Raw genomic sequence first — 26,077 nt, 5'->3', positions numbered from 1 at the left:
TTGGGGGATCGCGACACCATGCTCCGCTACTTGCCGTTCCTGCTGGTACTGGCGTTGTGGATCTACGCCTTCATCGACTGCCTGAACACTCCGGAGGAGGAGGTCAGGGGCCTGCCGAAGGTCGTGTGGGTCATCATCATCCTGCTCTTCGGCGAGGTGCTCGTCGGCCCGATCGCCTGGCTCGTCGCGGGCAGGCGCCGGCACGCGCCCGCGGGTGGCTCGACACCGTCCGAGTGGCACCGCAGCCACCGCACACAGTGGGTCGCGCCCGACGACAACCCCGAGTTCCTGCACTCCCTGCGCGAGGAGAACAAGAAGGACGAGTCGCTCCTCAAGGACTGGGAGGCCGATCTGCGCCGCCGCGAGGAGGAGCTCAAGAAGCGCGAGCGCGAGCAGGGCGGCGAGCAGGCGTGACCGCCTTCGACGCCGAATTGGCGCGGACCTGGCTGGCCACGGCCGTCGAGGAGGCGCGGGCCGGGCTCGCCGAGGGCGGCATCCCGATCGGCGCCGCCCTCTACTCGGCGGACGGGAAGGTCCTCGGGCGCGGGCACAACCGCCGTGTGCAGGATGCGGATCCGTCCGCGCACGGCGAGACGGACGCCTTCCGCAACGCGGGCCGGCAGCGCTCGTACAAGGGCACGACGATGGTGACGACGCTGTCGCCGTGCTGGTACTGCTCCGGTCTGGTGCGGCAGTTCGGGATCTCGCGGGTCGTCGTCGGTGAGGCGCGGACGTTCCACGGCGGCCACGACTGGCTGGCCGAGCACGGCGTGGAGATCGTGGTGCTCGACGACCCCGAGTGCGTCGCCATGATGGAGGAGTTCATCGCGGCCCGGCCCGAACTGTGGAACGAGGACATCGGCGAGTAACGCTCACGTCCGGCCGGGTCAGGCCCCGTTGCCCGGGCACTGGGCCGCGTCCACAGTGGGGGCATGACCGAGACTTCCGCGCCGCGGCCCCGCATCCCGACGATCGATCTGCGGCCCTGGCTCTCCGGCGGTCCGGACGCGCGCGCCGAGATCGCCCGGACCGTCGACGAGGCACTGCGGACCGCCGGATTCCTGCTAGTCACCGGGCACGGCGTGGACCCGGGCCTGCGCGCCCGGATCCGGGAGGCGGCGCGCGGCTTCTTCCTGCTGCCGCCCGCGGTGAAGGAGCCGTACGCCGTGAAGGTGGGCGGGCGGGGCTGGCTGGGCCCCGGCGCCGAGGCGAACGGCTACGCGGAGGGCACCGAGACCCCGCCCGACCTGAAGGAGTCCCTGTCGTACGCCTCCGAACTGCCGACCGGTGACCCGGAGATCGACGCGGAGTGGTTCCTGCCCAACACCTGGCCCGCCGAGACGCCCGGGCTGCGCGCGCTCGTCGAGACGTATCTGGGACGGATGCGGGAGCTGTCCGACCTGCTGCTCGAACTCCTCGCGGTCGCGCTCGGCGAGGAGCCGGACTTCTTCACCCGGCACACCACACACCCCACTTGGGGCTTCAACATCAACTGGTACCCGGGCACGGACGTCGTCGGCGAGCCCGAGGAGGGCCAGTTCCGCATCGGCCCGCACACCGACTTCGGAACGGTCACGGTCCTGGACCGGCAGGCGGGCAGGGGCGGACTCCAGATCCACACCGACGAGGGCGGCTGGGAGGACGCGCCGTTCGAACCGGACGCGTTCACCATCAACATCGGTGACCTGATGGCACGTTGGACCGGCGACCGCTGGCGCTCCGGCCGGCACCGCGTCCTGCCTCCCCCGGCGGACCTGCCCGCCGAGGAGCTGATGTCGCTCGTCTACTTCTACGAATGCGACCCGCGCACGAGCGTCGAGTCCGTCCCCGCGCCGAAGGGCCGGGTGGCGTACGAGCCCGTCGACTCGCACACGTATCTGCGGGCGAAGCTGGACGCCATCACGGTCGAGCCTTGATCGCGGTCGAGCCTCGGTTCGCTGTGGCGCCTTGATCGCAGTGGTGACACGGGCGGCATGAAGCCCTTGATCGCAGTGGCGCCTTGGGAGGCATGAAGCCCCTGATCGCCGTGGCACCTTGATTGCCGTGTCGCCTTGATCAGCATGGAGCCTTGATCGCCGCGACGTCTTGATCGTTGTGGGGACTGATCACTGTGGGGTCTTGAGGTAGCTGTCCCGGAGCTGCTGCCGGCGGTCCGGGCTCCAGGCCGCCCAGGCCCGCTCGTCCGTCGGGCGCCCGTCGAGCGCGGCGACCAGGTGCTCGAAGTGGTCGTGCCAGGCGGCCAGGTGGTCCAGGCGCGCCGCGTCGTCGCCGTCGATCTCGCCGGTGAACCGCAGGGTCGTCGCGTCGGGGGCCGTCGGCTCCAGATGGAAACGCATGCGGCCGTGCAGGCCTTCGAGCGTGTACTCGGCTACACGTTCGCCGTCCCATGCGGTGACGCGGCCCGGGTGGGCCCGCCCGTTGTTGAGCCACCGCAGCGTGACCGCCCCGCCGAGCCGTGGTTCGAGCACATCGGCGGCGGCCAGCCACTCCGGCAGTCCCGCCGGGGTGGCCACCGCCGCCCAGACCTCCTCCACGGGGTGGGGAAGCGCGATCGTGAAGTGCAGGGTGTGAGTGTGACCCTCGGTCCGGCTCGTGCCGGGCGCCACGGGTGTGGCGGATGCCGCGGGCTCGGTGGGGTGGCTGGATTCGGTCATACCTCCAGGCTGGCGCGCCCGCGCGCTTCGCGCACCCTTGGGCGCCGGGATCCGCGCCCCGACCCGCACGGTCACCCTCCCCGTCCGTATGTACGTACGCCGACGGCCGACCCCTTGTGACTCGCATCACAAGGGGTCGGCCGTCGGTCGCTGTCGCGGTGTCAGACGCCGGCGTAGGAGTGCTTGCCGGTCACGAAGATGTTCACGCCGTAGTAGTTGAACAGCCAGCAGGCGAACGCGATCAGGGCCAGGTAGGCGGCCTTGCGGCCCTTCCATCCGGCGGTCGCGCGGGCGTGCAGGTAGCAGGCGTAGGCGACCCAGGTGATGAACGACCAGGTCTCCTTGGGGTCCCAGCCCCAGTAGCGGCCCCAGGCGTCGCCGGCCCAGATCGCGCCCGCGATGATCGTGAACGTCCACAGCGGGAAGACGGCCGCGTTCACGCGGTAGGAGAACTTGTCGAGCGAGGCCGCGGCGGGCAGGCGCTCCAGGACGGAGGTCGCGAACTTCCCGGGCTTGCCGCCGTTCGCCAGCTTGTTCTCGTACGCGTCGCGGAAGAGGTAGAGCAGCGTGCTGACCGCGCCCACGTAGAACACCGCGCCGCAGAAGATCGCGGTGGAGACGTGGATGTACAGCCAGTACGAGTGAAGGGCGGGAACCAACTGGTCGCTGGCGGTGTACAAGACGGTGACAGCGAGGCCGAGATCGAGGAGGACCGTGGTGACCAGCGGGAGGCCGAGCCAGCCGATGTTCTTCTTCGCCAGCATGAGGCCGAGGTACACAGCGACGGCGACGGTGGAGAAGGTGATGTTGAACTCGTACATGTTGCCCCACGGCGCGCGCTGCACGGAGAGCGCGCGGGTGAGAACACCACTCGCCTCGACGAGGAACGCGAGCACGGTGAGGGACACCGCGATACGGCCATAGAGGTCACCCTGCTCGTCGCCGCCGGAGGCGCCGGGACCGTCGGGTACGTCCCGCGTGCCGGAGACGGCGCGGGTCACGACGCTGGGCCGCTCCAGGACGGCGGTGCCGCCGTTCTTCTCCTTGACCTGCACCTTCACGGAGCCGGCCGCGGCCTGCGCGGTGGCCTTCTGCGTCAGCGCGGCGGCGGTGCGGCCGACCTTGCTGCGGCTGCCGAAGAGCCACTCGGCCATGTGCGCGAAGAAGGCCAGGAGGTACACGGCCATCGACGAGTAGATCAGCACATTGCTGATGTGCGCGAGATTCTCGTTGGTTGCGGCGGCGAGATTCACTTCTCAGCCCCTTCGGCAGGAACAGCAGGTTGGGGATCGGCGGCGCTGGGCGCCTGTTCGTGGAGGTGTGCGGCCAGGTCGCCGAGTTCTTCGGCCACCTTCGAGGACTCACTGCGGCCGAGACCGCCCATCTCGACGACGGTGACTCCGTCGGCTCCGGGGGTCGCCCGGACCCAGACGCGGCGGCGCTGGATGAACAGGGAGCCGGCGAGGCCCGCGATGGCGGCGAGCGCTCCGGCGAGGGCCCAGCCGTCGCCGGGCTGGTGGGTGATCTGGAAGCTCGCCCACTGCTTGATGTCCTTGTCGAACGTGATCGACCCGGCACCGTTCGGAAGCTTCATGGTCTCGCCGGGCCGCAGCCGTGTCTTGAGCAGCTCCCCCTTCGAGTCCGTGAACTTCTTCATCTTGGAGGTGTCCAGTTGGTACACGTTCTGCGGGATACCGGAGTCGACACCCAGGCTTCCGTGGTACGCGGACAGTGCGAGGACGGGGTAGTCGAGCGCGGGGAACTGGGAGAACATGTTGCCCTTCCCGGACCCCGCGAAGGTCGGCACGAAGAAGGCGTTGAAGCCGAGCTGTTCCCGCTTGCCGTTCTTGTCGCGGTAGCCGTCCATGATCTTGATGGCACCGGTGGAGGTGACGTTCGAGTCGATGGGCAGCAGCGGCACGGCCTGCCGGGAGACGATCTTGCCGCGGCCGTCCCGGACGGTGACGGTGGGCGCGTAGCCGTGGCCGTTGAGGTAGACCTTGGTCCCGTCGATCTCCAGGGGGTCGTTGACCTGGATCGCGGTCTTCTGCTCCTTGCCTGTCGCGCCGACGCTGTAGGTCACGTTGGCGCGGTAGACGCGCGGGCTCCCCTTGTTCGGCCCGTTGCGCTCGTACGTCCCGTCGAACTTGTCGAGCTGGAAGCTGAACGGCGTCAGGTCGGTGTCGGAGTTGAAGAGGTTGCCCGACTTGAAGTCGTCGTACATCGGCAGGGCGTTGGAGAAGCCTCCGTCGCCCTCGACCATCAGCTTGCCGCCCTCGGACTTGAAGAGCTGGCCCCAGGCGAAGGCGATCAGCATCACGATCAGCGCGATGTGGAAGACCAGGTTGCCGGCCTCGCGCAGATAGCCCTTCTCGGAGGCGACGGCGTCACCGGCGATGTGGGCGCGGAAGCGGCGCTTGCGGAGGATCTCGAGGGCCGCCGCGCGGACCTGCTCCGGCTCTGCGTCGGTGCGCCAGGTCGCGGACGCGGGCAGATGCGTGAAGCGCTTGGGGGCGCCGGGGGCCCGGCCGCGCAGCTGCCCGACGAACTGCCAGGTGCGCGGGACGATGCAGCCGATGAGGGAGATGAACAGCAGGATGTAGATCGCGGAGAACCACACCGAGCTGTAGACGTGGAACAGGCCCAGCTTGTCGTAGACCGGCGAGACCGTCGTGTGCGCGTCCTTGAACGTCTGCACCTTCATCTCGTCGACCCCGGACTGCGGGATCAGCGAGCCGGGGATCGCCCCGAGCGAGAGCATGAAGAGCAGGATCAGCGCGACGCGCATCGAGGTGAGCTGCCGCCAGAACCAGCGGACCCAGCCGATCACGCCCAGCCGGGGCAGGGTCGGGTCGCGGTCCTCCTGCGGAGCGGTGGACAGGTGCGAGCCGGCCGCGCCGAGCTCGTCGCCGCTCACCTCGTTGGTCTTGCCGGATTCAGTCGTGCTCATGGATCAGATTCCCACCGTGAAGCCGTTGGACCAGGTCTGCATCTGCTGGACGAGGGTGTCCCAGGCTCCTGTGAGCAGCAGCACTCCGGTAAAGATCATCATGATGCCGCCGATCCGCATCACCCAGGCGTAGTGCTTCTTGACCCAGCCGAAGGCGCCGAGCGCCTTGCGGAAGGCGACCGCGGCGAGCACGAAAGGAACACCGAGCCCGGCGCAGTACGCAACGGTCAGTATGGCCCCGCGCCCCGCGCTCGCCTCGTTGAACGACAGAGCGGTCACGGAGGCGAGCGTCGGGCCGATGCAGGGGGTCCAGCCGATACCGAACAGGGCGCCGAGCACCGGAGCGCCGATCAGCCCGGTCACCGGCCGCTTGTGGAAGCGGAATTCGCGCTGGGTGAGCCAGGGCATCATGCCCATGAAGAAGATCCCCATGAGGACCATCAGGACACCCAGGATCTTGGTGAGGGTGTCCTGGTACTCCTGGAGCGTCTCGCCGAAGTAGCCGAAGAGCGCCCCGCCGGAGACGAAGACGGCGGTGAAGCCGAGGACGAAGAGTCCGGCGCCCAGGGCCATCCGCCCGCGCCGCGCGTCGGCCAGGTCGGTGCCGCTGACCCCCGTCACGTACGACAGATAGCCGGGCACGAGGGGCAGGACGCAGGGCGAGAAGAACGAGAGGAGACCGCCGAGCACGGCGATCGGCAGAGCGAGCAGGAGCGCACCGCTCTCGACGGTGTTGCTCACTCCGCCTTCAGCGGCGAGAGCGGTGAGCGTGGCGTGCACCGTCGCTCACTTCTCCGCGATCACGGGGTCGACCATCTTGCGCAGCTTGTCCTCGCTGAGCGCGCGCAGCGAGCGGGCGGCGATCTTGCCGTCGCGGTCGATGACGAGCGTGGACGGGATGGACTGCGGGTTGAGGGTGCCCTTCTCGAACCGCAGCATCAGCTTGCCCGAGGGGTCGTAGAAGCTCGGGTACGGGATGTTGTGGTCCTTCTCGAACTGGAGGGCCGGTTCGGTCTGCGGATCGCGGGTGTTGATGCCGATGAACTGGACATCCTTGCCCTTGGTCTCGTTCGCGACCTCCGAGAAGTAGTTGGCCTCGGCGCGGCACGGCGGGCACCAGGAGCCCCACACGTTCAGCACGATGACCTTGCCCTTGTAGTCGGCGAGGTCGAGGGGCTTGCCCTCCAGATCCTTGCCGTCCAGCTTCGGCGCGTCGTGCCGGTCACCCTTGTCGACGGTGGAGATGCCGCCGGAGTTCGTCACGAAGTTGGTGTTGTTGCCACCGCCGGACGTTCCGCCGGAGCTGCATGCGGAGAGCGTCAGCGCAGCGACCGCGGCCCCCGCGGCGAGGAGGGCGGTACGGCGCTTGGATGCAGCGAGGGGGGAAACGCGGCAGTCGGCACTCATGTGAAAAGTTTCGCATGTCTGTTTAGGGGATCTTCCGCACCCCCCTTGCGTACGGAAAACCCCATTTCAGGAGGGGTCATTCAGGGTGCGGCGCGATGCTCACGCCGCGGCTTTGAGGTAGCTCTTCCAGCCACCGTCGGGGCGCACCCCGACGTCGAGCGAGCGCAGCTTGTCGAGGACCTTCGGATCCTGGACGTCCAGCCAGTCGACGAACTGGCGGAAGGAGACGAGGCGTACGTCCTTCTTGCCGGCGATGTGCTTGAGCGCCTCTTCGACGGAGTCCATATAGATGCCGCCGTTCCACTCCTCGAAGTGGTTGCCTATGAAGAACGGCGCCCGGTTCGTCTCGTATGCCCGGTCGAAGCCGGCTATGTAGGCCTCGGCCGACTGCTTGCGCCAGCGCGGGTAGTTGTAGGCGGGCGCCCTGGTGGTGTTCACCGACTGGTTGGCCAGCATGTTGTAGTCCATCGAGAGGACCTCGAAGCTGCGCCCGGGGAACGGCACGGCCTGGAGCGGCAGGTCCCACACCCCGCCCCGCTTGGAGGGCCAGCGCTGCCGGCCGCCCGGCGACGAGGCGTCGTAGCGCCAGCCGAGTTCGCGGGCCGTGGGCAGCAGGTTGTCCTGGCCGAGCAGGCAAGGTGTGCGGCCGCCGACGAGCTCCTTCTCGTAGTCGAAGGGCAGCGAGGGCAGGTCGTGCCAGCCCGTGTTCGTGCGCCACTCCTTGACGAACGACTTGGCCTGGTCTATCTCGCTGCGCCACTGCGCCGGGGTCCAGTTGGCGACGGTGCCGGTGCCCGCGCAGAAGTGGCCGTTGAAGTGCGTGCCGATCTCATGGCCTTCCAGCCAGGCCTGGCGGACGTACTTCAGCGTCTCCTTGATGTGGGCGTCGGTGAGGTAGCCGATGTCGGAGGCGCCGACCCCGTTGTTCGGCGGACGGTACAGCCGCTTCTTCGACTCCGGCAGCAGATAGAGGCCGGAGAGGAAGAACGTCATGTGGGCGCCGTGGTTCTCGGCCAGTTCGAGGAAGCGCGGGAAGAGGCCGTTGCCGACCTCGCCCGCGCCGTCCCAGGAAAAGATCACGAACTGCGGCGGCTGCTCGCCGGGTTCGAGGGGAACGGGCCTGCCCGGCTGGTTCGGCTGCTTGCCGGTGTACGACGTCGAGCCGTCGCCGATCGGCCGGGCCGCGGGCTTGTCGGGCTTGCCGGCGCCGCCCTCGGGCCTGTCGCCCGGCGGCACGGACGTCCCGCCGCCCTGTCCCTTACTGGTACCGCACCCGGCGAGGGCGGCGGCCGCCGCACCCGCTCCGAGCCCGATCAGTCCCCTTCGTGTGATGTCCGGCATTCCCTGGTCCCCATTCGTCGCGCCCCGTTCCCGTACGAGACGGGCACCCCGTTAGAGGGCGCGACGAACACTGCGGTTCCTGCAGGGAGAACAAAGTTGGGCAAATACCGACGGCCATGCGCCGAACACACCGGGTACCGAGTGCCGAAAGCGCTACGCGCCGAACGCCTTGTCCTTCCCCTTCACGGGCTTGGCGCCCGCGAGGAGATGGGCGGGCACGAGATCGCGCGCGGGCTCCGTGTAGCCGACGGACACGATCTTGTCGCCGCGATAGGTGAACGTCGTGAGCGAGGCGAGCGTGCACTGCCGCTTGCGCGGGTCGTGCCACAGCCGGCGCTTCTCCACGAAGCTGCGCACGATCCAGATCGGCAGCTGGTGGCTGACGCACACCGCCTCGTGACCCCGCGCCGCGTCCTTCGCCGCGTCGAGGGCGCCCATCATCCGCACGACCTGCTCGACGTACGGCTCGCCCCACGACGGCTTGAACGGGTTGACGAGGTGCTTCCAGTTCTCCGGCTTGCGCAGCGCGCCGTCGCCGACGCCGAAGGTCTTGCCCTGGAAGACGTTGCCCGCCTCGATGAGCCGGTCGTCGGTCGCCAGGTCGAGCCCGTGCGCCTTCGCGATCGGCGTCGCCGTCTCCTGCGCCCGGTCCAGCGGCGAGGCCACGACATGGGTCACGTCACGCGAGGACAGGTGCTCGGCGACCCGGTCGGCCATCTGCCGGCCGAGCTCGGAGAGGTGGTAGTCGGGCAGCCGCCCGTACAGGATCCCCTCCGGGTTGTGCACCTCTCCGTGCCGCATCACGTGGACGACGGTGATGTCCTGGTCTGACTTGCCGGCAGTGGTCATGCTTGCGTGGCCTCCGCAGCCGCGCGCGCGGCACCGGGGAGCGCGGCGGCGATGCGCTCGACCGCCCGCTCGTCATGGGCAGTGGAGACGAACCAGGACTCGAAGGCCGACGGCGGCAGATAGACGCCCTGCGCCAGCATCGAGTGGAAGAACGCGGTGAAGCGGAAGGACTCCTGCGCCTTCGCGTCCTCGTAGTTGCGCACCTCGTTCTCCGTGAAGAACACGGAGAACATGTTCGAGGCGCTCTGCACGCGGTGCGCGACGCCCTCCTTGGTGAGCGCGGCGCCCACCAGGGTGCGCAGCTCCTCGGAGACCGCGTCGATCTTCGCGTACGCGGCGTCGTCGAGCAGCCGCAGCTGCGCGACACCGGCCGCCGTCGCGATCGGGTTCCCGGAGAGCGTGCCCGCCTGGTAGACGGGCCCCGCCGGGGCGAGGTGCCCCATGACGTCCGCGCGGCCACCGAACGCGGCGGCCGGGAAGCCACCGCCCATGACCTTGCCGAACGTCATCAGGTCGGGCGCCACCCCGTCGACGCCGTACCAGCCGGCCTTCGACGTGCGGAAGCCGGTCATGACCTCGTCGGAGATGTACAGCGCGCCGTTCGCGCGGCACAGGTCCGCGAGGCCCTGGTTGAAGCCGTCGAGCGGCGGCACGACGCCCATGTTGCCCGGCGACGCCTCGGTGATGACACAGGCGACCTGGCCCTCGTTCGCGGCGAACGCGGCCCGCACGGCGTCGAGGTCGTTGTACGGGACGACGATGGTGTCGCCCGCCTGGGCACCGGTCACACCCGGGGTGTCCGGCAGCCCGAAGGTCGCCACACCCGAACCCGCGGCGGCGAGCAGCGCGTCCACGTGTCCGTGGTAGCAGCCGGCGAACTTGATCACCTTGGCGCGCCCGGTGAACCCGCGGGCGAGCCGGATCGCGGACATGGTCGCCTCGGTCCCGCTGGACACCAGCCGCACCTGCTCGACCGGCGCGATCCGCGCGACGATCTCCTCGGCCAGGGCGACCTCGCCCTCACCCGGCGTACCGAAGGACGTGCCGCGCGCGACGGCGTCCTGGACGGCCGCGATGACCTCGGGACGGGAATGGCCGAGGATCATCGGCCCCCAGGAGCAGACGAGGTCGACGTACTCGCGACCGTCGGCATCGGTGAGGTACGGACCGGTACCGGACACCATGAACCGGGGCGTACCGCCCACGGCACGGAACGCGCGTACGGGCGAGTTCACGCCGCCCGGCGTCACGAGGGCCGCGCGGTCGAAGAGACCCTGCGAGACCGGTGCTTCATAGGGGTACGGTGCGGTCGCGCCCGACGGCGGCGCCGCGGACCCGGGGATGTTGTTCGCCTCTGCCATGCCTCTCAGCGTACGGGCAGGGTCCGCGGAGCCCGGCTCATCCCCTGCTTCTCTGGCCACGGCGGGAACCGACTACCTAAACTCCCAGGGGATGGGCCGCTCGCGGACCGTTCACGCTGCACGCCGGCTCGGGGTTCGCTCCCCGGCCCGCGCAGGTGTTTCCACCGGACGTTTCGGCGAGTGACCGTGGGGGAGGTCACTGACACGATGATCGGGTTGCGCGGTGGTGGCCGCGCGGCCTAGAAAAGGGGCGAGGCGCCCTGGAAAAGCAGTCGGGTGGAGATATGCATCGCGGTGGCGGACTGGGCGAGGGGACCGACGATCTGGGCCCCCGGCGTGCCCGGCGGGGAAAGCACCGGCGCGACGCGGAGGCGGCAGCGGCACCGGCGGACGAAGCGGACGCCGGGCAGGCACTGGGCGGGACCGGGAGCAGGAATGGTGGCCGGGTGGGGGTGACGTACAAATACTTCGGCGCGCCCGACGGCGCCACGGCGGCCCGTGTCCCCATCTCGATGCGCCCCGAGGAGCTCGGCGGTGACGAGCTCGGCATGGGCGGCATGTTCACCAAGATCAAGCCGGAGACGATGGCCGCGATGGTCCTCACCGGCATAGAGGGCATACCTCTGCACAAGGTCCCCCCGCTGGAACTGGTCGTCCTGCACCCCGACTACGCGGTCGTGAAGCTGCCCATGACGGTCGTCGACCCGCTGCGCGGGGTCGGCGAGGAGGCCGTGGGCGCCGCGGCGTTCATCTGGTCGACGGTCCCGGACCGCGGCGGCCCGCGCGACGCGTTCAACGTGTACCAACTTCTGCACGAATGGCAGGACTTCAGCCACCGGCTGCACGACGCGGGACACCAGGCCTACTGCCTCGTCTGGCCCTGACCCTCACCCCTGACCAACCGTGCCGGCCCGCCGGCCTCAGTCCCGCTCCTCCGGCACCCCCCGCACCGTGAACCCGATCGCCGCTCCCCCGCCGTCACGCCCCTTCGCGAACGGCACGCCCCCGTGGGCCGCCGCCACCTCCTGGACGATCGACAGGCCGAGCCCGGATCCGGGCAGGCTGCGGGCGGCCGGCGCGCGGTAGAAGCGATCGAAGACCCGGTCCAGGTCCGAGGCCGCGACGCCGGGCCCCCGGTCGAGCACCGTGACGCGCACACCGTCCGGGAGGCCGCCCGTGACCACGATCTCGATCGGCTCGGTCCCGTCGCTGTCGAACTTGGCGGCGTTCTCCACCAGGTTCGACACCGCCCTCTGGAGCGAGGCCGGGCGGCCCAGGATCACCGTGTCGCCCCGCGAACGCACCGTGACCGTGCGGCCCGTGCGGCGGCGCGCGAGGACCGCCGTGTCCTCGGCCGTCTCGGCGAGCGCCACCTCGACGACCGGCTCGTCGTCCTCCTTGCCCGCGGCCAGCTCCACCAACTCGTTCACCAGATCGGTCAGTTCACGCGACTCCTGCGCCAGGTCGGCGATCAGCTCCTCGCGGGCGGCGGGCGGCAGGTCCTCGATACGGCGCAGCAGCGAGATGTTCGTACGCAGCGAGGTGAGCGGCGTACGCAGTTCATGGCCGGCGTCCTGCACCAGGCGGCGCTGGTCCTCCATGGAGCGCGCGAGCCGCCCCAGCATCCGGTCGAAGGAGCGCCCCAGGCTGCCCACCTCGTCGCCGCCGGTGACCGGCACCCGCACATCGAGGTGCCCGGTGCCCGCCACGTCCTCCGCCGCCTCGGCCAGCCTGACCAGACGCCCCGTGATCCGGCGCGCCAGCCACCAGCCGACGAGACCCGCCGCGATGATCACGGAACCGGCCAACAGGCCCGTGCGCTGCTGGAGTTCACGCAGCAGGTCCTCCGTGTCGCTGAACTCCTGCGCGACCTGGACCGCGCCGCGCCCGCCGCCCAGCGACACGGCCGTCAACCGGTACTCGTCCCCGCCGATCTCCACATCGCGCCGCGACCCGCCCGTCTCCGCCCCGTCGGCCTCCTCCGTCACACCGGCGTGCGCCTCGTCGGCGGTGCGCCGGTCGGCCGCGTTCACCGGCAGCTGCGGGCTGCCGCGGTCGACGATCCGGCCGCCCGGCCCGAGGACCTGGACATCCGTCCGGGCCGGCCTGATCAGGTCGTCGCGCGGCCCGTCGTGGTCCGGGTCCCCCGACGCGAAGTCGTACGGGGTGAGCTCGGCCGCCTTCACCTGCTGCCGCAGGTCGGTGACGACCTCGTCGAACACGGCCTGCTGGTCGACGCGGACGAGGCGCGCCGCGGCGTCGTAGGAGAGGAGGCCGACCAGGACGGTGACGGCCGCCGCCACGGCCGCGAACGACACGGCGAACGTGGTCCGCAGGGACCGGGCGCGCGGCCTCCCGTGCAGGAACGCGCGCAGGCGGCGGCGCGGCATCCTCAGTCCTCCCGCAGCACGTAGCCGACCCCGCGCACGGTGTGGATCAGGGAGGGCGCGCCGGACTCGTCGACCTTGCGGCGCAGATAGCCGACGTAGACGGCGAGGTTCTTCGACCCGGGGCCGAAGTCGTAGCCCCAGATGCGGTCGTAGATCGTGGCGTGGTCGAGGACGATGCCCGCGTTGCGCACGAGGAGCTCCAAGAGGTCGAACTCGGTGCGGGTGAGTTCCAGTTCGCGCTCACCGCGCCAGGCCCGCCTCGCCTGGGGGTCCATCCGGAGGTCGGCCGCGGCGACCTGGCCGTCCGGCCCGGTCGGTGCCGGGTCGCGCCCGTCGCCCGAGCCCGCGCCGTTGGTGCGGCGCAGCAGGGCACGGAGCCGGGCGAAGACCTCGTCCACGTCGAACGGCTTCACGACGTAGTCGTCCGCGCCCGCGTCCAGGCCCGCGATCCGGTCGGGCGTCTCGACGAGCGCCGTCAGCATCAGGATCGGCGTGCGGTCGCCCTCGGCGCGCAGCACCCGGCACACCTGGAGGCCGTCGATGCCCGGCATCATCACGTCCAGGACGAGGATGTCGGGCGCGCTGCGGTGGGCCTGGGCGATCGCCTCCACCCCGTCGGCGACGGCCGTGACCTCGTAGCCCTCCAGGGTCAGGGCCCGCTCCAGGGCATGACGGATGGCACGGTCGTCCTCGGCGAGCAGCACGGTCGGGGACGCGGCGCGGGGCGTGGCGGACGCAGCGGTTGGGGACACGCGTTCCAGTGTGCCCCCCGTGCCCGGGGACGTACCCCCTGACCAGGGGCCCGCCGGACGCCTTCTTACCCGCCTCTCACCCGTGCGCGAACGGCGGCTTACCTCCCTGGACCAGGCTGCCGACGTATGTAGCGGGCACAGGGCCCGCCGGGAGGGCTGTCCATGAAGATCGTGTTCCTGTTGCACAACGCGTACGCGATCGGCGGGACCGTACGGACCACGCTCAACCTCGCCGCGGCGCTCGCCGGGTGCGGCGGCCACGAGGTGGAGATCGTCTCGATGTCGCGGCACCGCGAGGTGCCACGCTTCACGGTCGACCCCGCCCTCTCACTGGTCCCGCTCGTCGACACGCGCATCGGTGGCGTCGACACGCGGTACACGGCGTACGGGGAACCCGCGCAGGACTTTCCCGCCGCAGAGAAGCGCCACAAGCAGTACACCCGTCTGCACGATCTGCGCGTGCGTGAGTACCTGGAGCGCTGCGACGCTGACGTCGTGATCGGTACGCGCCCCGGCATCAACGTCTATCTGGCGATGCACGGACCGCGCACCGCGCTGCGTATCGGGCAGGAGCACCTGCGCCACGACGCCCACAGCAAGAAGCTCCGGGCGGTGCTCGCCCGCCACTACCGCTCCCTGGACGCCGTCGTCACCATGACCGCGGCGGACGCCGAGGTGTACCGGGCACGCATGACCCTGCCGGGCGTCCGGGTCCTGTCGGTCCCGAACATCGTGCCGGAGGCGCCCTGTAACCCGTCCGAGGGAACTTCCAAGATCATTGCGAGCGCCGGGCGTCTCGCGCCGGGCAAGCGCTTCGACCTGCTCCTGGAGGCCTTCGCGGCCGTCGCCGCGCAGGAACCCGAGTGGCAGCTGCGGATCTACGGCGGCGGGCCCGAGGAGGCGAAGCTGCGCGATCGCATCGCCGGGCTCGGACTGACCGGGCGCGCCCATCTGATGGGGGCGCGCTCCCCCATCGAGCCGGAGTTCGCCAAGGCCTCGATCGTGGTGTCCGCCTCCGACGCGGAGTCCTTCGGGATGACGCTCGTCGAGGCCATGCGGTGCGGGGTTCCGGCGGTCAGCACCGACGCGCCGCTCGGCCCCGCCGAGATCATCACGGACGGCGTCGACGGCCGGCTCGTACCGGTCGGGGACGCGCGCGCCCTCGCCGAGGCCGTGGTCGACCTCATCCAGGACGCGCCGCAGCGGCACTCCATGGCCCGCGCCGCGTTCGAATCGGCCCGCCGCTACGACCCCGATCCGATCGTCGCCCGCTACGAGCTCCTGTTCGCCGAACTCCGTGAGACACGGCGCCTGCGTTCGTGGCAGCGGCTGCGCCACCGGGCGGCCGCCTGGGCGCGGCGCAAGGCCCGTTCGACCCGCGGCCCGGCCCGGACCGCGCCCGCGCGCGGTGCCCGCTCGGACCCACGCCCCACGTGAAGCACGAGCGGGAAGGCACATGACGACCAACGACGCACACCTCGGCACCCCCACCCCAGAACCGGCCCGCCCGCAAGGCCCCAAGGCCCCCGGAGCCAAGCGGGACCGGGCCACCGAGGGCCGGGGAAGGCGGGCCGATCAGAACCGGCGGCGACCCGCCCCCCGGCCCGACCCCCACCCGAGGCCCGGACCGTCCGCAGCCGCAGCCGCGTCCGGACCCGGACCGTCCGTATCCGGGCCCGGACCGTCCCTGTCCGAGCGCGAGCCATCCGTGTCCCCGCCCGACGCCAAGCCGGGTACGGCAGCCACCACTGCCCGACCGGAGACCGGAACCACGGCACAGAGGTGGGCCGGGCGCCCTCCCACGCCAGGTCGCCCGACACCTCGGCGGCATCTCGCCCAGCCCCCCGGCCCGACAGCCACCGCCCGCCCGGACACGGACCCGACAGCGTCCACCACCCGACCGGAGACGGGCCAGCCGAAGACGGGCCGACCGGAGACGGGTCAGCCGGAGACGGGTCAGCCCGAGACAGGTCAGCCGGAGGCCGCGCCCACCCGCCCGGGATTCGACGCCGCAGCCGTCACCACCACCCCCCGCCGCCACACCGGCCCCACCCCCAGCCGCCCAGCCATCACCACCCCCGCCCCCGGTGCCACATCCGGTGCCCCCGGAAGGCGCCCTCGCGCCACCCCGTGGCTCGCCCTCGTGGCCCTCGCCTACGCGCTCGCTCAGTTCGTGCTCGTCGTGCCGCCTCTTGCGCACGCGCTCGGGTGGGACGAGACCGTGTACGTGTCGCAGTACGACCCGCGTGTCCCCGCCGCCTTCTTCAGCGCGCCGCGCTCCCGCGGCATCAGCTTCCTGACAGCGCCGTTCATCGCGGCCACCCCGTCCGTGCTCGTCCTGCGCATCGGGCTCACGCTGCTCGCGTCGGCCGCCCTGTACGCCGCGTTCCGCGTGTGGCGTCCCGTCGTCGGGGCCCGCGCCACCGCCCTCGCCGCGCTGCTGTTCGCGGGGCTGTGGATCACCCAGATCTCCGGGCCCCAGGCCATGCCCAACCTCCGGGTCGCGTTCGGAGCGGTCGCCGCCACCGGCTGGTTCCTGCGCGCGGTGACCAGGCGCGACCCCCGCGCCGGCTGGTGGCTCGCGGGCTGTGTCGCCGTGACCGCCCTGTTCCGCGCCCCGGACGCCGTCTGGCTCGCACTGCCCCTGATCGCCACGGCCCTGTTCCGCCACCGCCGCACCCTGCCCTACCTGGTCGGCGGGCTCACGGTCGGCCTCGCCCAGTGGGTCGCCGAGGCGTACGTCCGCTTCGGCTCCGTGCGAAACCGGCTGCACGTGTCGAGCGCCACCGAGGGCGACATGGGCCTGCACCTCAACTTCGACTACGCCTGGTCCAGCCTCAACGGCCCCCTGCTGTGCCGCCCGTGCACCGCGACCGTGGACTCCCCCGGCCTCACCCTGTGGTGGCTGGCCCTGCCCCTGCTCGCCGCGGCCGCGCTCGCCTGCGCCCTGCGCGAGCGCCGGCTCCTGCCGACCGCGCTCCCCGTGGCCGTCGCCGCCGCGCTCTCCGTGCCGTATCTGCTCATGATCGACTACTCGGCCCCGCGCTTCCTGCTCCCGGCCTACGCGCTCCTCGCGCTGCCGGTCGCGGGCCTGGTCACGCGCCTGAACTCGCGCCGCGCCCTCGTCCTCGCGGGACTGCTCATCGCGGCGCAGCTCGTCTCGCAGGCCACTGTCCTGACCCGGGTCACCGAGTCCGCCGCCTTCACGAACGAGCGCTACCGCGCCGCCGCCGACGACCTGCGCGCCCTGGGCCTGCGGCCGCCCTGCCTGGTCTCGGGCCCGCGCGCCCTCCCCATCGCCTACGACGCGGGCTGCGCCTCCGCGCAGGTGGACGGCAACAACCTCTCGACGACCGTCTCGGGCATCCTCGACCGCGCCGCGAAGGTGCCGACCGCTCTCCTCACGGCAAAGGGACAGCGCCCACCGCACTATGCGCGCGACTGGACGCCGTACCCCCTGCACCACACCCGCGGCTGGACGGCCTGGCTCGCGCCGGCCGGCCCGCAGGGCCCGTAACCTGTAACCCGACGGACGACCCCTACTCCGCCCGCAGCGCGGCGAGCTGCCGCTCGAAGGGGATGACGTCGTCGCCCCACTCCACCGGCGCCGGGCGGGCCGCCGCGAGCCCGGTCATGAGCCGGGCGAGCTCGCCGCCCGCCCGTTCGACGCGCTGCTCGAGACCCTCCGCTCCCCAGTCCTGCGACGCCGCGTACACGGCGGTCGGCACGACCACGGCCCGCAGGTACGCGAACAGCGGACGCATCGCGTGCTCCAGGACGAGCGAGTGCCGCGGCGTGCCGCCGGTCGCCCCGACGAGCACCGGCTTCCCGGTGAGCGCGTCCTTGTCGAGCACGTCGAAGAAGGACTTGAACAGACCGCTGTACGAGGCCGAGAACACCGGCGACACGGCGATCAGGCCGTCCGCCCCGGCCACCGCGTCGAGCGCCTCCCTGAGGGCGGGCCCGGGGAACCCGGTGACCAGGTTGTGCGCCGTCTCGACGGCGAGGTCACGCAGTTCGACGACGGTCACGTCCACGTCGGCGCCCGCGACCTGCGAGGTCACCGCCTGCGTGAGCCGGTCGGCGAGGATCCTGCTCGACGACGGGGCGCTCAGCCCCGCCGACACGACGACGAGCTTCATACGGTCGGCACCTCCTTCTCCTGCTGGGTCCTCAGCTCTGCCTCGGCGACGCGCGACGCGTGCGTCGGCGCGTCCGGCACGTTCGCCGGGCGGCTGTTCGCGAACTCCTTGCGCAGCACCGGCACGACCTCCTCGCCGAGGATGTCGAGCTGCTCCAGGACGGTCTTCAGCGGCAGACCGGCGTGGTCCATCAGGAACAGCTGGCGCTGGTAGTCACCGACGTGCTCCCGGAAGCCGAGGGTGCGCTCGATCACCTGCTGCGGGGATCCCACGGTCAGCGGGGTCTGCGAGGTGAAGTCCTCCAGGGAGGGGCCGTGTCCGTAGACGGGCGCGTTGTCGAAGTACGGGCGGAACTCCCGCACCGCGTCCTGCGAGTTCTTGCGCATGAACACCTGGCCGCCGAGACCGACGATGGCCTGCTCCGGGGCGCCGTGCCCGTAGTGGGCGAAGCGCCGGCGGTAGAGGTTCACCATCTGCTTGGTGTGCTCCATCGGCCAGAAGATGTTGTTGTGGAAGAACCCGTCACCGTAGAACGCGGCCTGCTCGGCGATCTCGGGCGAGCGGATCGAGCCGTGCCACACGAAGGGCGCGACCCCGTCGAGCGGGCGCGGCGTCGAGGTGAAGGACTGCAGCGGCGTACGGAACTTGCCCTCCCACGTCACGACGTCCTCGTCCCACAGGCGGCGCAGCAGGGCGTAGTTCTCGACGGCGAGGTTGATGCCCTCGCGGATGTCCTTGCCGAACCAGGGGTAGACGGGGCCGGTGTTGCCGCGGCCCATCATCAGGTCGACGCGGCCGTCCGCGACGTGCTGGAGCATCGCGAAGTCCTCGGCGATCTTCACCGGGTCGTTCGTGGTGATCAGCGTCGTGGAGGTGGAGAGGATCAGGTTCTCGGTGCGGGCGGCGATGTAGCCGAGCATCGTGGTCGGCGACGAGGGCACGAAGGGCGGGTTGTGGTGCTCGCCGGTGGCGAAGACGTCGAGCCCGACCTCCTCCGCCTTCAGGGCGATGGCGAGCATGGCCTTGATGCGCTCGTGCTCACTCGGCGTACGGCCCGTCGTCGGATCGGCCGTGACGTCACCGACGCTGAAGATCCCGAACTGCATTGCTCTCACCCTCCGAGGTTGTTGACGATTCAACTATACCCTCGAACGGTGACGGCCCCGCCTCTATTCCTCGGGGGTGCTCAGCTCACCGGCGCCGCCCACCGCGGATCCCGCCCGGTCGCCGCGAGCAGCCGCTCGAACGCCGACGCCCCCGCGGGCTCCGGCACCGCCTCCCCGAACACCCCCATCGACCGAGCCGTCGGCGCCAGCTCCGCGACGGTCCCGGCCAGCCGCTCCACGACGGCGAGCGCCTCCCCCTCGGGCACGTACTCCTGCCCCGTCGCCCGCGCCAGGTCCCAGATGTGCACGGTCAGATCGAGCAGGACCATGGAGCCGACCGTGGCCGCCGGCATGTTCATCGCGCCGGTCGTCCCCTCCTCGGCACCCGGCGCCGACCATGCCGCCACCAGCTTGCGGGCCTCCTCGCCGAACCGCTCACGCCAGTCGGGCCCCTCGGCCACCCGGTCCGCGGTCTCCGTGAAATCGGAGTCCTGCTTCGCGGCCAGCCGCTGGAACTGCTCCATCACCTGGAAGAGGTGGTTGACCAGGGCCTTCACATCGAATTCCGCGCACGGCGTCGCCGCTTCGAGACAGCCGTCGGGCAGCGCGCGGACGACCGGGACGGCCCGCTCCACGGCCACGTCCAGAAGATCGCCGATGCCGCGCGGGTTCCCGAGTCTCCCGTTGTCCCCATGGATGTCATTCATGGGGCCAAGCTACGAGCCCGAACCCCGCCCGTCTTGAAGAAAGGCGACATACGATCCGGCCATGGCCGCACCCAGCCGTGGCACCCGCGGCATCGTCGACCCGAACGAGCTCCTGACCCGCGTACGGTTCCGCCGCCACGAGCCCGCCGAGCCGCTGCGCCACTACGTCGAGAACTACTGGTTCATCGACTGGGACCTCTCCGAGCCCTACGCGTCCCACATCGTCCCGCACCCCTCGGTCAACCTGACCTTCGAGCGCTACGACGACGAGGGCGGCGCCGAAGGCCCCGGCGGACCGCCCGTCGGCGTGGTCACCGGCGTCGCGCTCGGCCTGTTCACCAAGAAGCTGACCGGCCGCGGCCGGGTGTGCGGGGTGAAGTTCCGCAGCGGAGGCTTCCGGCCCTACGCCCCTGACGTACCGGTCATCCACTGGACCGGCCAGGAACTGCCCATGGGCGACGTGTTCACCGGCGCCCCGCCCGACATCGCGCGAGCGGTCACCGGCCCCGACGACGAGCACGCGCGCGTGGCCGCGCTCGACGCCTTCCTGCTCGCCCGCGCCGCCGCCGCCGACCCGCAGGCCGACCTCGCCATGGACCTCGTCGACCGCATCCGCACCGACACCACCGTGCACCGCGTCGGCGAGTTCGCGGCCGCACAGGGCCTCTCCGTACGGGCCCTGCAACGCCTCTTCTCCGCCTACGTCGGCGTCGGACCGAAGTGGATCATCCTGCGCCACCGCATCCACCAGGCGCTGGAACGCGCCGACTCGGACGCCGCCGTCGACTGGTCCGCTCTCGCGGCCGACCTCGGATACGCCGACCAGGCCCACCTCGTCAGAGATTTCACCGCGACCGTGGGCGTGCCGCCGACGGCCTACGCACCGAGGAACCGATGAACCGATGACGCACAGCACCGGACACAGGACGGCCGCGGAAAAGATGACGCACATAGGCCTCGTGCCCTGGGCGGACGCCGACTTCGACCTCCTGCTCAAGAACAACGCGCCCGAGATGACGGCCCACCTCGGCGGCCCCGAGACCCTCGACCAGCTCATGGACCGGCACCGCCGCTACCTCGCCCTGTCCACGCTCGACGGGCACGGCCGGATGTTCCGCATCACCGCGGGACCCGACGCCCCCGCGGCCGGCTCCATCGGCTACTGGGCGACACCGTGGCAGGGCGAACGGATCTGGGAGACCGGCTGGGGCGTCCTCCCCGGCTACCAGGGCCGCGGCATCGCCGCCGCGGCCGCCCGCCTCGTCGCCGCGCACGCGGCCGCCGACCGGGCGCGCCTGCGCCATCTGCACGCGTTCCCGGCCGTCGACCACTCCGCGTCGAACGGCGTCTGCCGCAGCGCCGGCTTCACCCTGCGCGGCCCCTGCGACTTCGAGTACCCGAAGGGCCGCGCGATCCGCTGCCACGACTGGCACCTCGACCTGCGGACCCTCAGCCGAGCTTCTTCGTGAAGTGGAACGCCGTGATGTCCATGCGCTCCCGCAGATAGAAGCGGTGCGCGTCCGTCCGGCGCGTCCCCGAGTCCAACTGGAGCGTGCGGCAGCCCAGTTCCCGCGCCCGCTCCTCCAGGTACGTGAGCAGCGCGCGGCCCACGCCGCCCGACCGGGCCCGCTCGGCGGTCACCAGGTCGTCGACGTACAGCTTGCGCAGCGCGCTCGTGTTGGCGACCACGCGCCACCCCGCGACGCCCGCGCACGACCCGTCGTCGGTGTACGCGGCCGTGAACCGCAGCCCTTGCGGGTACCCCTGCGCGTACACCTCGGAGAACAGCTCGCCGGTCAGGTGCGGGCGCAGCTCCTGGAGCACGGGCAGGACCTCGGCGCCGAGGCGTGGATCGCCGGGCTCCATGTCAGTGATCTTCATGCCCGAACGATAGGAGCCCCGCCCGGGGCCGCACACCCCCGTCCCGGAAGAAGCCGCCCGGCTCACCGGAGTCAGAAGTAGTAGACGTCCCCGGTGTCCAGGGCCAGCACCTTGGGCGTGCTGTTCTGCGGATTGTGGTCCACGGTGCCCGCGCTCCACATCGTGTCGATCCGCACCGTCACCTCCGAAGGCGCCCCGGCCAGCCGCGCCGACACCCGGATCCGCCTGCCCCGGCTGTCCGCCGGCAGCGCGCCGGTCCGGCACAGGACCGTCTGCGCGCCCGCCCGCACACACATCGGCGGCAGCCCCCGTGTGTCCGTGACCGGCGCCGACCAGCGCAGCCGCAGCGTGGCGTCCGCCACCGACGACGGACCGTGGTTCTGCGGGATCAGCCGGGTCTCCACCCGGCCCCCGGACATGGCGACCTGCCCGTGATACGCCAGATCGACCTCAGGAACGGGCCGCGGCCGGGGCCCGTCGGCAACGGCGGGACCAGCCCCCAGCACCGCGGCGGCACTCAGCCCGACAACCCCGACCCCACGCCCAACCACACGCCCCACACCCTGCCTCACCAGCATGTTCTTTCCGCCTCTCGTCCTCCGCCACAGATCACCGACCACGAATCACCGGTCACGCCAGGCGGGTCTCCTGATGTATCCCACGCATCCCGCTCCGCAGGCGCCGTCCAACAGGTGACGGTGCGACGGCCGCACAGGACCCGCATGGCAGCCTGTCCCGCATGCTTGTCGCCCGCTCAGCGCTCCTCTTCGTCCTCGCCGCCCTCTTCGAGATCGGCGGCGCCTGGCTCGTCTGGCAGGGCGTGCGCGAACACAGGGGATGGGCGTGGATCGGCGCGGGCGTCATCGCCCTCGGCGTCTACGGGTTCGTGGCCACGCTCCAGCCCGACGGCGAGTTCGGCCGCATCCTCGCCGCGTACGGAGGCGTCTTCGTCGCGGGCTCGATCGCCTGGGGCATGGTCGCGGACGGCTACCGGCCCGACCGCTGGGACGTCACCGGAGCCCTCATCTGCCTGGCCGGCATGGCCGTGATCATGTACGCGCCCCGCGGCGGCCGGTGACACCACCGCGCGCCGCCTGCCTATCCTGGCGGGAGTCGATCGCACGTCCGAGGAGCAAGCCATGACCGCCGCCGCGCCCGCAGCCGCCTCCCGCATCGCCGTCATCACCGGCGCGAGCAGCGGAATCGGCGCAGCCACCGCACGACAGCTGGCAGCGGCCGGTTACCGGGTCGTGCTCACCGCGCGCCGCAAGGACCGGATCGAGACGCTGGCCGCCGAGATCAACGACGCGGGCCACCAGGCGGCGGCCTACGCGCTCGACATCACGGACCGTGCCGCGGTCGACGAGTTCGCCACCGCCTTCAAGACCATCGGCGTCCTCGTGAACAACGCGGGCGGCGCGCTCGGCGCGGACCCCGTGGCGACGGGCGACCCCGCCGAGTGGCGCCAGATGTACGAGACGAACGTCATCGGCACGCTGAACGTCACCCAGGCCCTGCTCCCCGCGCTCACCGCGAGCGGCGACGGCACGGTCGTCGTCCTCTCCTCCACGGCCGGGCACGGCACGTACGAGGGCGGCGCCGGCTACGTGGCGGCCAAGCACGCCGAGCACGTCCTCGCCGAGACCCTGCGCCTGGAGATCGTCGGCACCCCGGTCCGCGTCATCGAGGTCGCGCCCGGCATGGTCAAGACCGAGGAGTTCGCCCTGACCCGCTTCGGCGGCGACACCGAGAAGGCCGAGAAGGTCTACGCGGGCGTCGCCGAGCCGCTCTCGGCGGACGACGTGGCCGACACCATCACCTGGGCGGTCACCCGCCCCAGCCACGTGAACATCGACCTGCTCGTCGTCCGCCCCCGCGCCCAGGCCTCCAACACCAAGGTCCACAGGGAGCTGTGATGCCCCCGGAACCTCCCGACCCGCTCGAGATCCTGGAGCGTGAGGCGGACGAGCGCCGCCGCGAGGAGGAGAAACGCGGCGAGCGCCACATGTGGTGGTACCTGGCCTACTTCCTCTTCGGCATCCACCTGGTGGCCCTGGTCATGATCTACGCGGTCACCCACGCGAAGTAGCGGAGTGTCCGAGCGGCGAAGCAGGCGCGCGCCGAGGGCCGTTCAGCCCTTCACGCAGATGACCTGCTTCAGCTTCGCGACGACCTCGACCAGGTCGCGCTGCTGGTCGATGACCTTCTCGATCGGCTTGTAGGCACCCGGGATCTCGTCGACGACGCCGGAGTCCTTACGGCACTCCACGCCCCGCGTCTGCTCCTCCAGGTCCTTCGTCGAGAACTGCTTCTTCGCGGCGTTCCGGCTCATCCTGCGGCCGGCACCGTGCGACGCCGAGTTGAACGACGCCACGTTCCCGAGGCCCTTCACGATGTACGAGCCCGTGCCCATCGAGCCCGGGATGATCCCGTACTCACCGGAACCCGCACGGATCGCGCCCTTCCGGGTGACGAGCAGGTCCATGCCGTCGTAGCGCTCCTCCGACACATAGTTGTGGTGGCAGGAGATCACCGGCTCGAACGTCGGCTTCGCCTTCTTGAACTCGCGGCGAATCACGTCCAGGGAGAGCGCCATCATGATCGCGCGGTTGTACTTCGCGTATTCCTGCGCCCAGAACAGGTCGTTGCGGTACGCCGCCATCTGCGGGGTCTGCGCGATGAACACCGCGAGGTCCCGGTCGACCAGGCCCTGATTGTGCGACAGCTTCTGCGCGACGCCGATGTGGTGGTCGGCCAGTTCCTTGCCGATGTTCCGCGAACCCGAATGGAGCATGACCCAGACCGAATTGTCGGTATCGAGACAAAACTCCCAGAAGTGGTTCCCGCCGCCGAGCGTCCCCATCTGCTTCGCGGCCCGTTCCTCACGGAACTTCACCGCGTCCGCGACCCCCTCGAAACGCCCCCAGAAGTCGTCCCAGGCGCCCGTGCCGAAGCCGTGCAGCCGCCCCGGATCCACCGGGTCGTCGTGCATACCGCGACCCACCGGGATCGCCTGCTCGATCTTCGAGCGCAGCCGGGACAGGTCCCCGGGCAGGTCATTCGCCGTCAGGGACGTCTTCACCGCCGACATGCCGCAGCCGATGTCCACGCCCACCGCCGCCGGGCAGACCGCGCCGTGCATCGCGATGACCGAGCCGACCGTCGCCCCCTTGCCGAAGTGCACATCGGGCATCACGGCCAGACCCTTGATCCACGGCAACGTCGAGACATTGCGCAGCTGCTGCATCGCCACGTCCTCGACCGACGCCGGATCCGTCCACATCCGGATCGGCACCTTCGCTCCCGGTACCTCTACATACGACATAGTGTCCTCGTTTCCCCCGTACGCTCCCGTACGTTCGCGTACTTGATCAAAAGTCTGTAATCGCAAATACCGGCGCCAAGGTCGACGAATGGGATATCGGACCGGCGTTCACAGCAGTGCGTGCGATACACATTGTGTCCATCGGCCGTCCTGCGACGGCAACCGAATAAGCACGTCCGACGACGTGTCACCTTGTCGAGAGGGGCCATCACCGTGCAGCGGAAGGCGTACGTACCCGGCGTCGCCGCGCTCCTCGCAGCGCTGCTCACCGGCTGCACCGGAGGCTCCGGGGCCACCGGTGACGCCACCGACTCCAAGCCCGGCGACGTCGGCACCAGCGCCGTGGCCGCCCGGCCCGGCAAGTACCGCACCCTGCCCGAGCCGTGCCGCCAGCTCGACAAGGGCACCCTCGACAAGATGCTGCCCGGCATCAAGCAGCTCCCAGAGGGCGAGCAGCGCGACAAGGCGTACGAGGGCGCGGCCACGGTCACGTACGACACGGACCGGCGCGTGGGCTGCCGCTGGAAGGACGACGGGGCGGACGCGACGCATCGCCTGCTGGTCGACTTCGAACGGGTCGTGTCCTACGACAACACGGTCAGTGACGACACCGAGGCCGGCCAGGTCTTCACGTCGAAGCGGACCGACGCGCACCTGCCGGAGCCGGTCCCGACGGACACGACGTCGCCGACCGCTTCCGACTCCCCCTCGGCCGGCGCCGACAAGGACGCCGGGGACGACTCGGAGAAGGCAGGGAAGAAGTCGGGCAAGACGGACGACGAAGCCTCGGACGAGGCCTCGGGCAAGACGGACGACGCCTCGTCGAGCCCGTCGGACGACTCCGCTCCGGGCGCCGACCTGCAGCCCCGCGCTCTCGAGGGGCTGGCCGACGAGGCGTTCCTCGACGACCAGCTGACGGCGTCCGCGTCGGCGGGCGGCCACCGCACGGTGACTGTGGTGTTCCGCACGTCCAACGTCATCGTGACCGTCGAGTACGAGCAGCAGCCGGGCCCCGCCGCGAAGGTGCCGGACAGCAAGGAAATGCAGGACAGGGCGCAGGAACTGGCCCAGAAGCTGGCCGGGACGCTGGGCGGGTAACCGGTGGTAGCGCGGGTGCGCGGGTCCGCGGAAGCGGAGTCGCGCCGCCCGGCTTGGGCGTACGGTGGCCCATCGGACCCGGGCCGCACCTCTCGGGTACGTACCAGGCAAACC

28 protein-coding genes are annotated in these 26,077 nt (G+C 70.9%); 12 read left to right on the top strand and 16 right to left on the bottom strand.

Annotated features, from left to right (window positions below):
• Nucleotides 1-18 precede the first annotated feature (18 nt).
• From LGI35_RS25700 to LGI35_RS25690, 3 genes are all read left to right on the top strand, one after another.
• Nucleotides 19-414 (top strand): PLD nuclease N-terminal domain-containing protein, encoded by a 396-nt coding sequence (locus LGI35_RS25700; RefSeq protein ID WP_227296685.1) that lies wholly within the window; start codon nt 19-21, stop codon nt 412-414.
• Nucleotides 411-869: a nucleoside deaminase gene (locus LGI35_RS25695; protein WP_227296684.1), complete on the top strand. Its 459-nt coding sequence runs from the start codon at nt 411-413 to the stop codon at nt 867-869. Before LGI35_RS25700 ends, LGI35_RS25695 begins: the two co-directional genes overlap by 4 nt.
• Before the next feature lie 63 nt (nt 870-932).
• Nucleotides 933-1,916 (top strand): isopenicillin N synthase family dioxygenase, encoded by a 984-nt coding sequence (locus LGI35_RS25690; RefSeq protein ID WP_227296683.1) that lies wholly within the window; start codon nt 933-935, stop codon nt 1,914-1,916.
• A gap of 189 nt (nt 1,917-2,105) precedes the next feature.
• On the opposite strand, the gene LGI35_RS25685 is transcribed toward LGI35_RS25690, so the two are convergent.
• The 8 genes from LGI35_RS25685 to hemL all read right to left on the bottom strand — a co-directional run bounded on the left by LGI35_RS25685 (nt 2,106) and on the right by hemL (nt 10,562).
• Nucleotides 2,106-2,654 carry an SRPBCC family protein gene (locus LGI35_RS25685; RefSeq protein ID WP_227296682.1) on the bottom strand — a complete coding sequence of 183 codons (549 nt, stop codon included), beginning with the start codon at nt 2,652-2,654 and terminating at the stop codon, nt 2,106-2,108.
• Nucleotides 2,655-2,815: 161 nt separating this feature from the next.
• A complete protein-coding gene (gene ccsB, locus LGI35_RS25680; RefSeq protein ID WP_227296681.1) occupies nt 2,816-3,907 on the bottom strand; it encodes a c-type cytochrome biogenesis protein CcsB in 1,092 nt (363 codons plus the stop codon).
• Entirely contained in the window at nt 3,904-5,604 is a 1,701-nt protein-coding gene (resB, locus tag LGI35_RS25675; RefSeq protein ID WP_227296680.1) for a cytochrome c biogenesis protein ResB, read from the bottom strand. Before resB ends, ccsB begins: the two co-directional genes overlap by 4 nt.
• Before the next feature lie 3 nt (nt 5,605-5,607).
• Nucleotides 5,608-6,384: a cytochrome c biogenesis CcdA family protein gene (locus LGI35_RS25670; protein ID WP_100597990.1), complete on the bottom strand. Its 777-nt coding sequence runs from the start codon at nt 6,382-6,384 to the stop codon at nt 5,608-5,610.
• A gap of 6 nt (nt 6,385-6,390) precedes the next feature.
• Nucleotides 6,391-7,011: a TlpA family protein disulfide reductase gene (locus tag LGI35_RS25665; protein WP_227296679.1), complete on the bottom strand. Its 621-nt coding sequence runs from the start codon at nt 7,009-7,011 to the stop codon at nt 6,391-6,393.
• A gap of 99 nt (nt 7,012-7,110) precedes the next feature.
• A complete protein-coding gene (locus LGI35_RS25660; protein ID WP_227296678.1) occupies nt 7,111-8,352 on the bottom strand; it encodes a polysaccharide deacetylase family protein in 1,242 nt (413 codons plus the stop codon).
• Nucleotides 8,353-8,505: 153 nt separating this feature from the next.
• Nucleotides 8,506-9,201 carry a histidine phosphatase family protein gene (locus LGI35_RS25655; protein ID WP_100597987.1) on the bottom strand — a complete coding sequence of 232 codons (696 nt, stop codon included), beginning with the start codon at nt 9,199-9,201 and terminating at the stop codon, nt 8,506-8,508.
• Entirely contained in the window at nt 9,198-10,562 is a 1,365-nt protein-coding gene (gene hemL, locus LGI35_RS25650; RefSeq protein WP_227296677.1) for a glutamate-1-semialdehyde 2,1-aminomutase, read from the bottom strand. The genes LGI35_RS25655 and hemL overlap by 4 nt, the downstream gene beginning before the upstream one ends.
• 284 nt (nt 10,563-10,846) lie before the next feature.
• On the opposite strand from hemL, the gene LGI35_RS25645 reads away from it, so the two are divergent.
• Complete coding sequence (locus LGI35_RS25645) at nt 10,847-11,446, top strand: hypothetical protein (protein WP_116511330.1); 600 nt, start codon at nt 10,847-10,849, stop codon at nt 11,444-11,446.
• Nucleotides 11,447-11,482: 36 nt separating this feature from the next.
• On the opposite strand, the gene LGI35_RS25640 is transcribed toward LGI35_RS25645, so the two are convergent.
• Both LGI35_RS25640 and LGI35_RS25635 read right to left on the bottom strand, forming a co-directional pair.
• On the bottom strand, nt 11,483-12,952 hold the full coding sequence (locus LGI35_RS25640) for a sensor histidine kinase (RefSeq protein WP_227296676.1): 1,470 nt from the start codon (nt 12,950-12,952) through the stop codon (nt 11,483-11,485).
• Between the two features lie 2 nt (nt 12,953-12,954).
• The gene (locus LGI35_RS25635; RefSeq protein WP_227300502.1) at nt 12,955-13,656 is read right to left on the bottom strand and encodes a response regulator transcription factor; all 702 of its coding nucleotides are present in this window, start codon (nt 13,654-13,656) and stop codon (nt 12,955-12,957) included.
• Between the two features lie 210 nt (nt 13,657-13,866).
• Here LGI35_RS25635 and LGI35_RS25630 point away from each other — a divergent pair, with 210 nt between their 5' ends.
• Both LGI35_RS25630 and LGI35_RS25625 read left to right on the top strand, forming a co-directional pair.
• Nucleotides 13,867-15,141, top strand: a complete 1,275-nt coding sequence (locus LGI35_RS25630; RefSeq protein WP_227296675.1) for a glycosyltransferase family 4 protein — start codon at nt 13,867-13,869, stop codon at nt 15,139-15,141.
• 706 nt (nt 15,142-15,847) lie between these two features.
• Nucleotides 15,848-17,221, top strand: coding sequence for a hypothetical protein (locus LGI35_RS25625; RefSeq protein ID WP_227296674.1), 1,374 nt, complete (start codon nt 15,848-15,850; stop codon nt 17,219-17,221).
• Between the two features lie 22 nt (nt 17,222-17,243).
• Here the strand turns inward: LGI35_RS25625 and LGI35_RS25620 are convergent, their stop codons facing one another.
• The 3 genes from LGI35_RS25620 to LGI35_RS25610 all read right to left on the bottom strand — a co-directional run bounded on the left by LGI35_RS25620 (nt 17,244) and on the right by LGI35_RS25610 (nt 19,659).
• Nucleotides 17,244-17,846, bottom strand: a complete 603-nt coding sequence (locus tag LGI35_RS25620) for an FMN reductase (RefSeq protein ID WP_227296673.1) — start codon at nt 17,844-17,846, stop codon at nt 17,244-17,246.
• Nucleotides 17,843-18,952 (bottom strand): LLM class flavin-dependent oxidoreductase, encoded by a 1,110-nt coding sequence (locus tag LGI35_RS25615; RefSeq protein ID WP_227296672.1) that lies wholly within the window; start codon nt 18,950-18,952, stop codon nt 17,843-17,845. Before LGI35_RS25615 ends, LGI35_RS25620 begins: the two co-directional genes overlap by 4 nt.
• Before the next feature lie 80 nt (nt 18,953-19,032).
• Nucleotides 19,033-19,659: a TIGR03086 family metal-binding protein gene (locus LGI35_RS25610; protein WP_227296671.1), complete on the bottom strand. Its 627-nt coding sequence runs from the start codon at nt 19,657-19,659 to the stop codon at nt 19,033-19,035.
• 61 nt (nt 19,660-19,720) lie between these two features.
• Here LGI35_RS25610 and LGI35_RS25605 point away from each other — a divergent pair, with 61 nt between their 5' ends.
• Nucleotides 19,721-20,557, top strand: a complete 837-nt coding sequence (locus LGI35_RS25605; RefSeq protein WP_227296670.1) for a helix-turn-helix domain-containing protein — start codon at nt 19,721-19,723, stop codon at nt 20,555-20,557.
• A gap of 4 nt (nt 20,558-20,561) precedes the next feature.
• Nucleotides 20,562-21,128: a GNAT family N-acetyltransferase gene (locus LGI35_RS25600; RefSeq protein ID WP_227296669.1), complete on the top strand. Its 567-nt coding sequence runs from the start codon at nt 20,562-20,564 to the stop codon at nt 21,126-21,128.
• Here LGI35_RS25600 and LGI35_RS25595 read toward each other — a convergent pair.
• Nucleotides 21,109-21,540, bottom strand: coding sequence for a GNAT family N-acetyltransferase (locus LGI35_RS25595; protein WP_227296668.1), 432 nt, complete (start codon nt 21,538-21,540; stop codon nt 21,109-21,111). The genes LGI35_RS25600 and LGI35_RS25595 overlap by 20 nt on opposite strands.
• Before the next feature lie 71 nt (nt 21,541-21,611).
• The gene (locus LGI35_RS25590) at nt 21,612-21,959 is read right to left on the bottom strand and encodes a hypothetical protein (RefSeq protein WP_323182845.1); all 348 of its coding nucleotides are present in this window, start codon (nt 21,957-21,959) and stop codon (nt 21,612-21,614) included.
• Nucleotides 21,960-22,279: 320 nt separating this feature from the next.
• Between LGI35_RS25590 and LGI35_RS25585 the strand changes: the two genes are divergently transcribed.
• The 3 genes from LGI35_RS25585 (at nt 22,280) to LGI35_RS25575 (ending at nt 23,629) form a co-directional block, all read left to right on the top strand.
• Nucleotides 22,280-22,618: a YnfA family protein gene (locus tag LGI35_RS25585; RefSeq protein ID WP_227296666.1), complete on the top strand. Its 339-nt coding sequence runs from the start codon at nt 22,280-22,282 to the stop codon at nt 22,616-22,618.
• Nucleotides 22,619-22,679: 61 nt separating this feature from the next.
• The gene (locus LGI35_RS25580; RefSeq protein ID WP_116511347.1) at nt 22,680-23,456 is read left to right on the top strand and encodes an SDR family NAD(P)-dependent oxidoreductase; all 777 of its coding nucleotides are present in this window, start codon (nt 22,680-22,682) and stop codon (nt 23,454-23,456) included.
• A complete protein-coding gene (locus tag LGI35_RS25575) occupies nt 23,456-23,629 on the top strand; it encodes a hypothetical protein (RefSeq protein ID WP_227296665.1) in 174 nt (57 codons plus the stop codon). Before LGI35_RS25580 ends, LGI35_RS25575 begins: the two co-directional genes overlap by 1 nt.
• A gap of 42 nt (nt 23,630-23,671) precedes the next feature.
• Here the strand turns inward: LGI35_RS25575 and LGI35_RS25570 are convergent, their stop codons facing one another.
• Entirely contained in the window at nt 23,672-24,865 is a 1,194-nt protein-coding gene (locus LGI35_RS25570) for an RtcB family protein (RefSeq protein WP_227296664.1), read from the bottom strand.
• A gap of 213 nt (nt 24,866-25,078) precedes the next feature.
• Here LGI35_RS25570 and LGI35_RS25565 point away from each other — a divergent pair, with 213 nt between their 5' ends.
• Nucleotides 25,079-25,963 carry a DUF3558 domain-containing protein gene (locus tag LGI35_RS25565; RefSeq protein ID WP_227296663.1) on the top strand — a complete coding sequence of 295 codons (885 nt, stop codon included), beginning with the start codon at nt 25,079-25,081 and terminating at the stop codon, nt 25,961-25,963.
• Nucleotides 25,964-26,077 lie beyond the last annotated feature (114 nt).

This window comes from Streptomyces longhuiensis, assembly GCF_020616555.1.
GTDB lineage: Bacteria > Actinomycetota > Actinomycetes > Streptomycetales > Streptomycetaceae > Streptomyces > Streptomyces longhuiensis.
This window is presented reverse-complemented; position numbering and strand designations above follow the sequence as displayed.